This is a genomic window from Stenotrophomonas sp. KH_036_B, assembly GCF_057839485.1.
This window is the reverse complement of record NZ_CM174491.1, coordinates 545094-558093: the sequence shown is the minus strand read 5'-3', so window position 1 is coordinate 558093 and position 13000 is coordinate 545094. Positions and strand designations below refer to the sequence as shown.

The 13000-nt window shown below is 61.6% G+C and carries 12 protein-coding genes and 1 pseudogene; 5 read left to right on the top strand and 8 right to left on the bottom strand.

The window, feature by feature from the left end; all coding sequences use genetic code 11:
* The first annotated feature begins 5 nt into the window (after positions 1 to 5).
* The 5 genes and pseudogenes from AC3ITN_RS02460 to AC3ITN_RS02440 all read left to right on the top strand — a co-directional run bounded on the left by AC3ITN_RS02460 (position 6) and on the right by AC3ITN_RS02440 (position 4848).
* Entirely contained in the window at positions 6 to 1334 is a 1329-nt protein-coding gene (locus AC3ITN_RS02460) for an XVIPCD domain-containing protein (RefSeq protein WP_489391965.1), read from the top strand.
* 180 nt (positions 1335 to 1514) lie between these two features.
* A complete protein-coding gene (locus AC3ITN_RS02455) occupies positions 1515 to 2372 on the top strand; it encodes a hypothetical protein (protein ID WP_489391964.1) in 858 nt (285 codons plus the stop codon).
* Between the two features lie 24 nt (positions 2373 to 2396).
* Positions 2397 to 2576 (top strand): annotated as a pseudogene (locus AC3ITN_RS02450) (Smlt3024 family type IV secretion system effector); the annotation flags it as partial.
* A 175-nt stretch (positions 2577 to 2751) separates the two neighbouring features.
* Positions 2752 to 3507, top strand: a complete 756-nt coding sequence (locus tag AC3ITN_RS02445) for a hypothetical protein (RefSeq protein WP_489391963.1) — start codon at positions 2752 to 2754, stop codon at positions 3505 to 3507.
* Positions 3508 to 3534: 27 nt separating this feature from the next.
* Positions 3535 to 4848 (top strand): XVIPCD domain-containing protein, encoded by a 1314-nt coding sequence (locus AC3ITN_RS02440; RefSeq protein WP_489391962.1) that lies wholly within the window; start codon positions 3535 to 3537, stop codon positions 4846 to 4848.
* Positions 4849 to 4866: 18 nt separating this feature from the next.
* On the opposite strand, the gene AC3ITN_RS02435 is transcribed toward AC3ITN_RS02440, so the two are convergent.
* The 8 genes from AC3ITN_RS02435 to AC3ITN_RS02400 form a co-directional block, all read right to left on the bottom strand.
* On the bottom strand, positions 4867 to 5766 hold the full coding sequence (locus tag AC3ITN_RS02435; RefSeq protein WP_489391961.1) for a hypothetical protein: 900 nt from the start codon (positions 5764 to 5766) through the stop codon (positions 4867 to 4869).
* Positions 5767 to 5885: 119 nt separating this feature from the next.
* Positions 5886 to 9473, bottom strand: coding sequence for a zeta toxin family protein (locus AC3ITN_RS02430; RefSeq protein ID WP_489391960.1), 3588 nt, complete (start codon positions 9471 to 9473; stop codon positions 5886 to 5888).
* A gap of 13 nt (positions 9474 to 9486) precedes the next feature.
* Positions 9487 to 9810 carry a hypothetical protein gene (locus AC3ITN_RS02425; protein WP_489391959.1) on the bottom strand — a complete coding sequence of 108 codons (324 nt, stop codon included), beginning with the start codon at positions 9808 to 9810 and terminating at the stop codon, positions 9487 to 9489.
* A 398-nt stretch (positions 9811 to 10208) separates the two neighbouring features.
* Positions 10209 to 10535 carry a hypothetical protein gene (locus AC3ITN_RS02420; protein ID WP_489391958.1) on the bottom strand — a complete coding sequence of 109 codons (327 nt, stop codon included), beginning with the start codon at positions 10533 to 10535 and terminating at the stop codon, positions 10209 to 10211.
* Positions 10536 to 10806: 271 nt separating this feature from the next.
* Positions 10807 to 11145, bottom strand: a complete 339-nt coding sequence (locus AC3ITN_RS02415) for a hypothetical protein (protein WP_489391957.1) — start codon at positions 11143 to 11145, stop codon at positions 10807 to 10809.
* Between the two features lie 10 nt (positions 11146 to 11155).
* Positions 11156 to 11515, bottom strand: a complete 360-nt coding sequence (locus AC3ITN_RS02410) for a hypothetical protein (protein ID WP_489391956.1) — start codon at positions 11513 to 11515, stop codon at positions 11156 to 11158.
* Positions 11516 to 11525: 10 nt separating this feature from the next.
* Positions 11526 to 11942: a hypothetical protein gene (locus AC3ITN_RS02405; protein WP_489391955.1), complete on the bottom strand. Its 417-nt coding sequence runs from the start codon at positions 11940 to 11942 to the stop codon at positions 11526 to 11528.
* 330 nt (positions 11943 to 12272) lie between these two features.
* Positions 12273 to 12605, bottom strand: coding sequence for a hypothetical protein (locus AC3ITN_RS02400; protein WP_489391954.1), 333 nt, complete (start codon positions 12603 to 12605; stop codon positions 12273 to 12275).
* Between the last annotated feature and the right edge of the window lie 395 nt (positions 12606 to 13000).

The following is a 13000-nucleotide window of genomic DNA, read 5'->3' as shown; positions in this document are numbered from 1 at the left end:
TTTAGATGAGTGGATTGACCGAGCGGGATATGCGGGTTCTGACCAGCTATGCAGATCAAGGAAACCGCGTGTTGTACTGGAACTATCTCTCCCAGCTCCCTGGTGCAGATGGATACGGAACCTTGGCCTTGGGCGTTGTCCGGAATGACAACCTTCCGGGTGCCGTCGCCAACAGTTACGCCCAGAACTACGCTAGAACTCAGCACGACAATGGATCGAAGTTCGCAAACGCGACGTTGACCGAGCGCGAATGGGAGAGCTTTGGGCAGACGCTTCTGGAGAAGGACCTGGAGTACCGTAAGTTCTGGATGGAGCAGAAGCTGCCCGAATTGGCTCTGAATCTTCCCGGAAAAGACGTCATGGGGGCACACGACCGCGCGTTTGAAGTACACGAGCTGGACCCCAACTGCTGGACACCACGCGTGCTGCTGGAGGCTGCAAGGCAAAACAGTGGACCTGAGAAGGCCGAGCAAATATGGAAGAACATGCTCGACAATGAAAACCTGGGTTTTAATCGCGCAGGAAAGACCGGGCTTGACGCGGTTGCAGAGATGGGGAAGTGGGAAGGCGGCAAGTACATGATCAAGCTTACTGCTCTGGAGGTGACGACTCTTGCCGAATCCCGGGCTGCTGTTGATCCCAACTTGATCGGCGGCAACAGCTTCTACTCGATGTACTTCGAACAGGACAAGAAGTGGCTCAACGTGAGTGTAGGCGGCGGCCGCGTTTCCACGAGGGAAGAGACCAATCCCGAGCGGATCTCCGAACTGAACGATATCCGCAACGTACGGCTTGAGCGGCAGGAGAAGGCCACCCACTTCCATGAGGAAGACCCGTACCGCACCATCACCCCAAGCCCGAGAACCGCTTCTATTGATGGAGTCAGAGACGAGCGGCAGGCGCCCACCCGCCTGGCCGATATCGGGCCAGGCCATCCAGAGTATGCGCTGCTCCAGCAGGTTCGGGAGGGGGTTGCCGCAATCGACGCCAAGCACGGCCGCGCCCCTGACGAGAACAGCGAGCGCCTGACCGCCAGCGTGATGGCACTGACCCGCCAGAACGGGTTGGACCGTGCGGACCACGTACTGCTTAGTGCGCAGACAGCCGACAGCGCTGCAGGGCGCAATGTCTTCGTGGTGCAGGGCGACCTGGCCGACCCGGCACACCGACGGGCATCCATGCCAACGGACGTGGCCGTGCAGACGCCGGTGGAGCAATCGCTTCAGCGCCTGGAGGTTGCCGGGCAGGAACAGCGGGCGTTGGCTATGCAAACTGAGCAGCTCAGCCAGCAGGACCAGCGCGAGGTTGAAGCGCGAAGCATGCGTATGGGGTGATTTGCTTTGAAGTACACCACTTGGCGATTGCCCCACCCGCAGCCTGAGCGGGAGTCGGCATTCTTTCAGCTCCAAGTGCCCTCGTTTCTTCCAATGGCACTGTCGTTCTGGCAGATAACCTTTCCCGGGACCGCCACCTGACGAGATCAGCTCGCCCCTCCAGTAGCATTTGGACTTCTCATGAATGCAATGTCGTTTCCATCCGGGCGCTGCCTGGTGGTTGCACTCGGCATCACGCTGAGTGCCACTGCCTGTGCGCAGACTCCGCCGCCGAAACAGGCAGGAGCGCCTGCCGCAACGGAAATCGGTCGAACCATCAATGGTCGCACCTACACCAATGCACCCGTTGAAGCGAAGCTGGGTCCGAACACCTTTCAGATTCCGGCAAACTACTTCGACAGCCAAATTTCCCCATGGGGTGAAGGTCTCTACTTGATCATCGAGTGGCCGGACATGAAGCCAACCCCGCCGGGTGCTCGGGTGAATCCGCGCACCAATGATTTCCGAAAGGAGATTCGGGTTCTGGTGGATTACGTCGACAGGGTTCCGATCGAAAGCCTGTTGGAACGGTTCTCGTCCAACGAGGCGATCACAACGGACGGCGGGCTGGAGCGCCGAAATCCTGCCGACCGACTGGATCTTCGCGTTGCCCAGCCAGAGCGACTGGGGCTGACTCCCTATGCCATCAACGAATCGCTAATGGTCGATTATGCCCGCGAATATGAGGCCAGGTATCGTCACCCACATCCACGCAACCCGGCGTTCGAAGATGACTGGTACATCGCGCGCGGACCGGATGGCGCGCTCTCTACCTTCATCAAATGCGACAGTCAGAAGCATTCTGGCGATGGCCTGGAGATCAAGGGCGATGACATTGTAGATGCTCCAGGTAGCACCATTGCAGGCTGCACACACTACATCGCCGACATCGCAAACAGCCTTTCCATCAGCATCAACTACAACCGCGTGTTCCTCAAGGATTGGAAGGCCATGGAACTGGCCATTCGGGACATCTTGAATCGCTCCAAGGTCAAGTAATCCCCGCATTTACAGGAGTTGGATATGAGTGGATTGACTGCGCGCAATCTGGAAGTCTTGGAGCAGTACGCGGATACCGGCAACCGAGAGCTTTACTGGAACTACCTTTCCCAGCTTCCTGGAGCCGATGGCTACGGAACGTTGGCACGTGGCGTGGTTCGTAACGACAGCGCTCCGGGTCAGGTTGCCAACAGCTATGCCCAGCCTATGCATCTTCGCAAGGTGACATGGCCTATAGTTGACCCCAACCAATGCAATGGAATGGCCCATGAGCGTGATGTCATCCGGCCGGTGCCTGACAGTTGCACTCGCCGTCGCCCTGAGCGCCAGCGCCTGTGCAAAGGCCCCACCCACGGAGAAGGGATACAAGGAGACTGCCATGTCTGAAGATTCGAGCCAGAGCCGCGCAGTCGATGGCTATACCTACACCACGGCGCCGGTGGAGGCGAAGCTGGGGCCGCACCGCTATGCCTTCCCCGCCAACTTGTACGACGACCAGATTGGCCCTTCCGTTGGCGGTGGCATCGCACTGACCTTCATGTGGCCCGGTCTGCAGGCAGCTCCTCCCGGTGATCGCCCAACACGCAGCATGGAAGATCACTACCGGGCGATTACCGCCTCAATCGACTATCTGGATGCGGTTTCGGCATCGGAGCTGCTCCCGCGCCTGACCGATACGCAGGCAACCACCGAGGAAGGGTCGGTCAATCGCAATGATCCCCGACGTCGTCTGGATCTGCGCAAGGCTGGCGCCAGCAAGTTTGGCCTGACGCCCTATGCCATCGATGAAGATCGCATGGCGTTGTTTGCCAAGGAATACGAGACGAAGCGTGGGCAACCGCTCACACGTAACGCCCGTAAAGAAGACGAGTGGTACATCGTCCGGGCGCCTGACGGCCAGCTGGCGACCTTCATCAAGTGCAACCACCCTGAAGGTGGGAACGAAGGCCTCGCGATCCAGGGCGACCTGCTCGTTCCCGATGCCACGGTCAAGGTTGCCAGCTGCACGCATTACTTCGTCGATACCAAGGACAACCTTGGCGTGACCCTGTTCTATCCACGGGTGCTGCTGAAGGATTGGAAGGTGATGGAAGAAGCCACCCGCGCAGCATTAGCACGCTACAAGGCGCAGTAACCCAAGGATGTTCAGGAGGAACAACGCATGAGCGGATTGAATCAAAAGGATATCGATATCCTGCGGGAGTACGCCTCCAAGGGAAACCGTGAGCTTTACTGGAACTACCTGGCGCAGACCGAGGGCTCGGACGGCTATGGGCTGCTGGCGCTCGGCGTAGTACGCAACGACAACCTGCCCGGGCAGGTGGCGAATGCCTACGCGCAATCGAAGGCCAGTGACCAGCACGATCGCGACCCAAGGTTTCAGAACCGCGTACTGACAGAGCGTGAGTGGGAGGACTTCGGACAGACCCTGCTGGATCGCGACCTTGAACGGCGCGAGTACTGGATGGGCTCGCGCCGGCCAGACCTGGCACTGAACCTTCCAGGCAGAGATGTACAGGTTGCGCATGACAAGGCCTTCGTCGAGCACGGCCTGGATCCCAACTGCTGGACACCTCGCATCCTGCTGGAAGCTGCGCGGAAGAATCTGAGCGAAGATGCCGCCGAGGACGTCTGGAAGCAAATGCTCAACAACGGTAGGGGCGGAACTGCGCGGGCGTGGAACACAGCCAATCACGCGTTCGACGCCATGCCGAAAGTGCAGGCAGGCGCCTACGTGGTAAAGCTGGGCGTGTATGAAGTGGCCATGATGGATCAGGCACTTCCGGCCGTTGATCCTAATGTCATCGGTGTCCGCAGCTACCATCACATATACGACGAGAAGGCGGGCACATGGCAACGCTTTACCGAGGGTGGCGTCCCAATGCAGGAGCGCAACGCACGGGTGATTGAAGGCCTGAACGAAGCGCGCGAGGTGCGCCTGGAGCGCCAACACAAGGGAACCCAGTTCCATGAGGACGACCCCTATCGGCAGCGCATCGAAACACCCAAGGTGGTTCTTAATGACGCACCCGGACAGGAGCAGAGCACCCGCATCGCAGGGCTGAAGCCGGGCGATGAGCACTACCAGCTGTATCAGCAGATTCGCGAGCATGTGGCAGCGCTGGACGCCAAGCATGGACGCAGTTTTGACGAGACCAGCGAGAGGCTTTCGACCAGCCTCACCGCGCTGGCCGTGGAGAACAAACTCGACCGGGCTGACCATGTGGTGTTCAGCCAAGCCACCACCGACGCTGCGGCGGGGCGCAACATTTTCGTGGTGCAGGGCGACCTCGGCAACCCCGCACACCTACGCGCTGCGATGCCGACGGAGGTGGCTGTGCAGACGCCAGTGGAGCAGTCGCTGCAACGGCTGGAGGTGGCTGGCCAGGACCAGCAGGCGCTGGCGATGCAGACCGAACAGCGCACCCAGCAGGATCAGCGCGAGGTTGAGTCACGAAGCATGCGGATGGGTTGACTGTCCGCGGAGGACCGGTCACTGCCCCTCGACCAACCGCAGTATCTCCGTCACCCTGCGTTCCAGGTCCCTGCGCTCCGCGTTACTGCGCAGATCCCTCTTCAAGTAGGCCTCGAAGTCTTCGCCAGTACATCCGTTCTGGACGAGACACAGCGTCCCCATCAGCGTGCTGGAGGGGCCGCAGTCGTACCCCATGCGGCACGCCGCCACCATCCATGCCCAGCTGGCCTGCTCCCCTGTCATCAGCGCCGCAGTGGGGTCATCCGGGGTGACACTGTAGTTGGTCACGAGCGTGCCCCCCATGGCGAACACAGCCGCAGGATCATTGGACGCCAGTACCTCCTCAAGCAGCCGGGCAGACTCGGCCGGATCCGGGCTCTTCTGCTTGAACGCATTGTCCATCAGACGAGAGGGCAGGTCGCCGTTCTCGGCAGCCTGCGCGTACCAACCACGGATAAGGTCCAGCGGCACGATGGCCCCGCCATCCACTGCGTCACACTGTGCGACACGATCGCCCAGTGCCTGCTCCAGCACAGCGGGCCGTGCGGGCTCTCTCATCATGCGTCTGTTGAGGTCGAGACCTTTGATGAACCCCTCGCGGTCAAGGTTGACCATGAAGCAGGCGTCATAGGCCTCCGCGAGTTTGCGTTGCGCCACGGCGTCACCGGCCTTCGCACGCTGCTTGAGCTCTTCGAAGGCCTTTACCCTGTCGGCCGCTGCAGGGCGGCCGCGGGCGGCATGAGCGCCCGTGCCATCACCGAGCATGCCTGCTGAAGCTGGCGACTGTACTGCCGCAGCCTTCGGAGTCTGCACAGTCGGCGCAGCAACACGCGTTGCAGGAACCTGCCGCCAGAGTGCAACGCCCACCAATGCTGCAACAGCCACCGCCCCCAGCAACAGCCGCGCTCGTCCATGCATGGCGCCAACTCCCTTTGTCTTTGTGGGCGCGACCCGTCTAGTCCTGCGGGAGTGTAACTTCCCGCATGGCGCCGTCCGCACTACACGGGTTCCTCCAGGTCGGGAAGGCCATGGAATCGCTACCCCATGCTCATCGCGGACCGCTGCACTTCCTGCTGCCGCTCTTCGGTCTCGCGCTGGCGGCTCAACTGCTGCGCCTGCTCCTGCTCCTGCGCCGCCACGTCGAACTGCGCCATGGATTGATCGAACGGGGTCTTTACCGCCTGGTCGGTGGGCATGCTGGCGCGCAGATGGCCCGGGTCGTTCAACTCGCCCTGCACCACGAACACGTTTTGCCCGCCGGCCAGGTCTGCTGTTGGGCGGCTGAGCACCACGTGGTCCACCCGATCCAGCCCGTTGCTCTTGGCAAGCACCAGCAGACTGCCAGTGAGGCGCTCGCTGGTCTGGTCGTAGCTGCGGCCATGAGAGGCGTCGAGCGCGGTGACCTCGTGGCGAACCTGCTGGTAGAGCGCGTGGTCGGGGTGCTGGGGATTTACCGGTGACCAAGGCTCGGCGTCGGCCTTTGCTGCGGTGGGCTGATGCGCCGGAGCATCTTCTGGTGGCACCGGCGTAGGTGCCACTGCGTCCTGCGCATGCGCATCGCGTTGCGGGACCTGCGAAGGCTGCTCGTTGGGATCTGAGGATATGGCTGCGGCGTGGAGGTTGCCCCGCAGACGCTCGCCTGTTTCGCTCGGTTGGCTCCTGGAGGGCTCGGCCAGCTCACGTTCGCCGTGCGCTTCCCTTGCCGGCGGCACAGACTCCCGCGCGCGTTCAATCGGCTCGTGCTGGGCGCGCGCTTCATCTGGTTGCTTCGTCGCACCCGCCTGTGGATGCAGCTGAGCAGCGGCAACGGCGCGTTCGGTTGCCTCAGCGCTGAGCGGTGCTGCCGGCGGCACCTGCGTCGGGGCCGAGGCAGCCTGTGGCTGCTGGGCCGCCGGCTGTGCGTGGCCCGGTGCTGCGCCCTGCTCCTGGCGGCCTTGCTCGCTCCGCTCTGCGGTGCGGGCCGTGTCGTCCCTGGCACGCGCCTCCTCGGCCCGTGCCGCTTCTTCCTGCGCCGCCTGGCGAGGCGTCTCGGTCGGCTGGGAGGGCTTGGGCTGTGCTTCCCGCTCGGTGAGCGCGGGAGTGACCGCCACTGCGGCTGCGGCCATCTGAGGAACGGCAGCATCGGCAGTCTGTACCTGCTTGGGCGCTGGTGGCGCTTCCTCAGGCAACTGAGGCGAACGCGCCTCATCAACACGCACGCCACCTGCTTCCATCGCGGCGAAGGCTGCTACCTGCTCCGCTTCGCCAACCGAGGCCCCTTGGCGGTTTGCCTCATGCAGGGCCTGCTGGTGCGCTTCGCGCTCCTGCGGCGACAGCGCATCGATGCGCAGCTCCGGCGCATCGTGGATGGGCGCCTGCTCCAAGCGCTGGGCCTGAAGATCCCGGTGTGCCTGCTGGATATCCTGCGGGGTGGTCAGCGCGATCCGGTGCGCTACGCCATCCTCGCCGATCTGGTAGTGCACGATCGCGCTTTCCGCACTGTACAGACCGGATTCGCCGGGCTGCAGCTCCTGTACCGTGCGACCGGTTACGCCTTGCGCCTCAAGTGTGCGCTGCGTAGCCAGTTCGATGGCCGGCAGGTAGTCCTCGGGCACGCGAACGTTGTAGGTCTGATAGCGGTGGAGCACCTCGTTCCGATCCACCTCAGCAGCAGTCGGGGCGGGGCGCGCCAACGTGGCGTCCAACGAGGCGTCGAACTGCGCAAGCGACGGCTGGCGAATCTCTCGGGTCAGCTCCAGCTCCAGGGCGCGGTTTCCGTGCGCCGCGACGCCTTCGTGGGTCCACTGCCCTGCCTCATCCCGGCTGTAGAGCCGGTCGTCTGAGCCACGCGCCACATCCGCCTTGGCCCTGGCGAATTCCACCGCGGGTGGCACGGCGACGTAGTCCTGCGAGCGAAGCGCAGCGTGGTTCTCGAGGTAGGCGGCCGCCACGGCCTCACGACCATTGGCGATGTTGTCCTTGATGCGCGCGACCGCTTCCTGGTCCAGTTCCCGCGCACGCTCCGGGCTTGCCACTTCCTGGGTGTAGCTGCCACGGTCGTTCGCACCCGAGACGCCGGTCTTGACCTGGCGCATCCATTGCTCGGTCTGCGCGTCGCGCTGCCAGTTCGTGTTGTCCAGGCCGCGCTGGTCACCCGCGCGAGCCGGCACATTGAATGGATCCTGGGGAGCGGGCACCTTGCCCAGCTCGAGTGCCACCGCGCGGGCACTTGCCAATGCGTTGAGTTCCCGCGTCTTTTCGTAGGTGGCGCTTACATCCTGCTTGATGGGGTTGTCCACCCCGTCCTGCGTTCGATCGAGCGAGGCTTCCCGTACCCAGGCGTGACCGTTGTAGTTCCAGTCGACTCCAGCCTTGTCCTGCTGGTTGTAGATGGAATGGTTCTCTCGCAGGGTCGCGGCCTTCTCGAACGCCGCTGAGAACAGATAGGCGTCGGCGGCGATCAATGCCATCGGTGCGGCCCCTGTGGTGCCTACCAGGCCGGCAGCCAGCGTTCCGCCTGCCCAGCCGCCTACGCCACGAGCGGCGAACTGGGTCAGCTCTGATTCGGCTGCAGGGAGGTTCTGCTCTTTCAGCAGCGAGCCGACGCGCTCAGCGGTTTCATGGGCGTCGTAGGCGCTGGCGGCGGCGCCAAGGACGGTAGCGCCCATGCCTAATCCGAATCGCTTCAGGTCTGGCGCTTGCGGCTCGCGATGGACAACAGCGGGTGGAGCGCCGGGGCGGAATGCAGAGTCAACGCTGGCGCCAACCTGCGCCTGAACTTTTGCGTTCTCAAGCAGGCCCTCCGACGCCTGCTCGCGCACGAGCTGGGCGTGGCTGGCGCGATCCATGCCAGGGATATCGTTGGTGCGCTCTGGTACCTTTTCGTGCCAATCCAACTGTTCGGCACCTTGGTTACGCAGATTCTGCGTTACCGATGGATTTCGAAGTCGGACAGTGCGCTCCTCCTCAAGAGCTTGTCCAGCTGGCCGTGGATCGACACGGCTGTCGTAAAGGAGCTCTCCTTCCCGGTTGTAGATGAGAATCGTAACACCCGTCTTTGCCTGGAGAAGATCCAAGCTGCGCGGAATGCTGTCGTAGATGGCATCGCGCGCTGACTCGGGCACGTGTCGACCATGGCCTCGACCATCAATGCTGCGGGTGAATCGCTGATCTACACCGAGCTCGCTTTCCAGCTTGTGGGTGGCGACCACCCGCACTTCCACTTCGTAGCCCTTCTGCTGGAGGTCCTTGATCAGATCGACCGCCCGCTCACCGTTCGCCAGGGTCTTATCGAGAATCAGGTTCTTCTTGCCGGCAGATGCGACGTCAAAGGTCTCATCAGCCCAAGCACTCGCGTCAGGATGGGTGCGTCCGGACCAGGTGACGGGATTCTCTCTACGGAAGTCCCGCGTGCCCGGGTGGTATTCGCGGAGCGCGTCTGGATCAATCACAGCGACATCGCGGAGGAGCTCCACTCTGGCTGCGTCGCCCAGCCCCCCCTTACCCGCACCTGGTTGACCTGCCAAGATGATTGCTTTAGGTCGCTCATGGGAGGTCAGTGAATCGAAATCACTTAATGGGAGTATGCGCTCCCGCAGGATGCGGGCATGCTCCTCCCGGCTCAACTGGTCAGCCGTGCTGCTCATTCAAAAAGTCCTTTTACCTGAAGTAGTCCCTGAACTCCGCGTCACCTAACCAGGGCTTCTGAAGGACTATGCGGCCCATTTGCTTCTCTTTCTCATCGGCCTTCGAGATGAGATCAACATCCCCGCTCTCCTTCGCAGACTTTAGCTCAGCGCCCGCATCCTGGAAGAAGCTGCCGGCACTATCTTCGAGCGCCCAGATGAGCTCCTCATATCGCGACAATGGCCCTGGCTTGGCAGCGAAGGATGCTATCAGCCTTTGAAGGTCGGCTATGTGGTCCGGATAGTCCTTAAGCATCTCCCGAAGACGGGTGGGAAAAGGAGGCGAGGATACTGTCATGACTGGCGTCCTATCTAGGCGTGCGGCTTGCGATTGCTACATTACGGCACTGACCTGCCACTTGGTTTGCGACGGAGCTGACCTGGTCGCTCCCAACCGAATCAAGGATTGACAGCCGCCGGTCCTGGCCACGTTACAGGCTGCCACAGGCCGCCCATTTGGACTATCGGAAAACTCTGACTTTCGCTCCAGACAGATCAAGAAGGCCGCACGCCAACACCCGGAAACGTCCACTTCGCCGCCCTCCCCGCTCGACCCTCCGTCAACCTGACGATTGTTTACAGGCCTCTCATCCCGGGCATCGTCCGTACGGCGCCCGTTCTACGCAGAGCGTAGGACGCACATCGTGTCAACCGCATTCCGGGGGCGTCGCCGACGGCAGCGCTTACCGGGCCTCCCTATCCGAAGTACTCCAAGAGGCCTTCATCTGTTATCCAGACATGCTTCCATGCAACTCGGGACATCAGTCTGGCCTTCGCTTCCGCCAGCGTCGTTAGCTGGGCATCACCCGTCGCCTTTGCTGTCTCCAGCTCACGTCGCGCTTCTAAGAAGAATGACTCCAGCCTTCCCTCCAACGCCCAGACAGCAAGCTGAAACTGAGGCGCAGCGCCACCCGGCTCCATTGCAACCGAAGTGAGCACCTCCTGAAGCCGCTCGATGTGACGCGGATGCTCTTTAAGCAATTCCCGCAGGCTCGCGGGTACAGGAGGCGGTGCAATATGCATAGACAGACTCCCTTTCATAGGACTGGATATCTACTCGTTCGGATCGATTTGATCATCCGCATCATTCCTTCGGGCGACGCACTGCGCGTCGGTTCGCCACAGAGCCGCTGGCCCCTCGTTACCAGCGCCGGACTGAACTCCTGAGATGGAGAGTTCCCCGCTTCTCATGCGACCAAGCATCATCAACACCATAAGCACTGATGAGCACGCCAGGCAGGGTTTGGGCAATGTTCGTCGTTATCTAGCAGGTCGACACCTACTCCCATTTTACTTACTGCTTGCCCCTCGAGATGAAGTCGACCAGGCCACTGTCGCCCATCCATTGCTGCTTCAACGCGGCACGATTCATCAGCATCTCTTTCGCCTCGGCCTTCGTTACGTCGTCTGCGCTGCCTACTGAGCGCGCAGCATCAAGCTCGTTCTTTGCCTCAATGATGAACGACTCCAGCGTGTCCTCTAGCGCCCATACGATGTATTCAATCCGCGGAGCGTTGGCTCCACCATCAGAAGCGGCCGCTTCAATCGCTGCCCTCAACCGTTCAATGTGCCCCGGGCAGTTCTGCAGCAACTCACGGAGGTTCTTCGGAACTAGGGGTGGCGGACGAGGCATGTCGCACGTCCTATTCATGGGCCGTCATCTTGGGCGACGAATCCGGCCTTTTTATCACCGGCATGAAATCGAGGCCTCCAACCCAAGGCGTTTGAACGATTAACCTGCCCATGGTTGCTTGCGTGGCCTCAGCCTTCGCGATCAATTCTGCATCTCCTGCCTCCTTCGCGGCTTCCAGCTCCTTGCGAGCAACCTGAAAGTACCTGCCGACCCTGTCTTCCAGTGCCCAATTGAGCTCTTCATAGTTCGACCATGTGCGTGGCTTGTCAGCGAAGGAAGCGATAAGCCTCTTAAGGTCGTCTACATGTTCTGGATTGTTCTTCAGCATCTCCTGAAGCCGGGCGGGAAAGCGAGGCGAGGACGCGGGCATGGCTGGCTTCCTATCTGCGCGTGCGACTAGCAATCAGTGCATCCACCGCAGCCGTATCATTCGAGATGGACTCTTTATCAAAGTAATCGTTGAACTCCGCGTCGCAAAACCAGGGCTTCTGCAGCACGATTCTGCCCATCTGCCTTTCCTTCGCCTCAGCCTTTGCGACCAGTTCGACATCCCCGCTTTTCTCCGCGGCGCTCAGTTCAGCGCGCGCATCCTGGAAGAAGCCGCCAGCACAATCCTCGAATGCCCATATGAGCTCCTCGTAGCATGACCATGGCTTAGGGTTGTTGACGAAGGAAGCTACCAGCTTCTGAACTTTGGCTATGTTCTGCGGATAGTCCTTCAGCATTTCCCGAAGTCTGGCAGGGATAAGCGGCAAAGACGCTGCCGCGATTGGCTTCCTATGTTCGCTCTGGTTCAAGTCCATTCTCCAGGTTCTCGTCACCACCCACCCCGCTCCACAGAGCAGGATGTCACAGCCCTTGCCTGCGGGGTATCGGAATAGTCTGATCCGCGGCCGAGCGCGGGGTAGGTTCCATCCTGCTTAGCAGTCCGCCTGGCAAGCCCGATGCCCCCCCGTGCTAGTTGCCTCGCCACGTGCGCCGGTCACATCAAGCCCGACCATGATCCGCAACTGCCTAGGTGCGCCGAGACGACGGAACCACCCACAACCAGGGCAAGTCGAAGCGCTCTCTGCATGACGCAGGACCACCGGAACCGCACGGCGCGGCCCTCCGGTGGTCGTGGGCACTTACCGGTCGCCAGCGGGGGAGCTACTCCACCCATGCTGCCGCCGCCCCATCTCATCCACATCCCGGTCATCGTCCGCGAAACGGGCCACCGCATCTGGCACGTGGTTGGACGCCATGACCGCATCCAGGGCGACTATCGCCGAGACGCGCTTGGCCGATTCCAGTCGCTTCGCCTCGTTGTGCGCCTCCGTGCGGCAGTGCATGTATACGTACTCCCGCATCAGCTGCCGGAGCACCTGCGCTCCGGTAAGGTTTTCGGTTGCCGTTGCTGCCTCGAACTTGGTGAGCAGCGCTTCATCGATCTCCAGCTGGATCAAGACACTCTTCTTCATGACGTCCTCCTACTGCTTCGGGTTGAGCGGGCATGCGCGTACGCACCGCACCTGCGGTGCAATGGCATGCTCGTTGGTGAGATTCAGAGCGGGGGTCTACGGAGGCTTGGCGTTCAATGTCGCCAGGCTTCGAGCGCTCTGTAGGGTGTGGCGGGTGTTGCCGTGCAGGTGGCGGCCACGCGGCGCCGATCAGCTCAGCAGGATTCCCGCTGAGGCTTCATTGGGTTCTACGCGTGGACTGCGACTGGCCTTCGGCTGATCGTCCGCGTGACGCCATCGAACCTGAGCTCGATACTGAGATACGTCCGTGACCAGTCCCAACCGGTCAAGCCAGCGGCTGGGCAATCGCAGGTAAGGCACAATCTCGACGGCAATGTGCTGCGCATGGGTGGAAT

What these genes read in the sequence shown, in the direction of transcription:
- AC3ITN_RS02455 (WP_489391964.1), top strand. Translation starts at nt 1,515, where the DNA reads ATGAATGCAATGTCGTTTCCATCCGGGCGCTGCCTGGTGGTTGCACTC.
- AC3ITN_RS02445 (WP_489391963.1), top strand. Translation starts at nt 2,752, where the DNA reads ATGTCTGAAGATTCGAGCCAGAGCCGCGCAGTCGATGGCTATACCTAC.
- AC3ITN_RS02430 (WP_489391960.1), bottom strand. Translation starts at nt 9,473, where the DNA reads ATGAGCAGCACGGCTGACCAGTTGAGCCGGGAGGAGCATGCCCGCATC.
- AC3ITN_RS02410 (WP_489391956.1), bottom strand. Translation starts at nt 11,515, where the DNA reads ATGCCCGCGTCCTCGCCTCGCTTTCCCGCCCGGCTTCAGGAGATGCTG.
- AC3ITN_RS02415 (WP_489391957.1), bottom strand. Translation starts at nt 11,145, where the DNA reads ATGCCTCGTCCGCCACCCCTAGTTCCGAAGAACCTCCGTGAGTTGCTG.
- AC3ITN_RS02425 (WP_489391959.1), bottom strand. Translation starts at nt 9,810, where the DNA reads ATGACAGTATCCTCGCCTCCTTTTCCCACCCGTCTTCGGGAGATGCTT.
- AC3ITN_RS02420 (WP_489391958.1), bottom strand. Translation starts at nt 10,535, where the DNA reads ATGCATATTGCACCGCCTCCTGTACCCGCGAGCCTGCGGGAATTGCTT.
- AC3ITN_RS02435 (WP_489391961.1), bottom strand. Translation starts at nt 5,766, where the DNA reads ATGCATGGACGAGCGCGGCTGTTGCTGGGGGCGGTGGCTGTTGCAGCA.
- AC3ITN_RS02460 (WP_489391965.1), top strand. Translation starts at nt 6, where the DNA reads ATGAGTGGATTGACCGAGCGGGATATGCGGGTTCTGACCAGCTATGCA.
- AC3ITN_RS02400 (WP_489391954.1), bottom strand. Translation starts at nt 12,605, where the DNA reads ATGAAGAAGAGTGTCTTGATCCAGCTGGAGATCGATGAAGCGCTGCTC.
- AC3ITN_RS02440 (WP_489391962.1), top strand. Translation starts at nt 3,535, where the DNA reads ATGAGCGGATTGAATCAAAAGGATATCGATATCCTGCGGGAGTACGCC.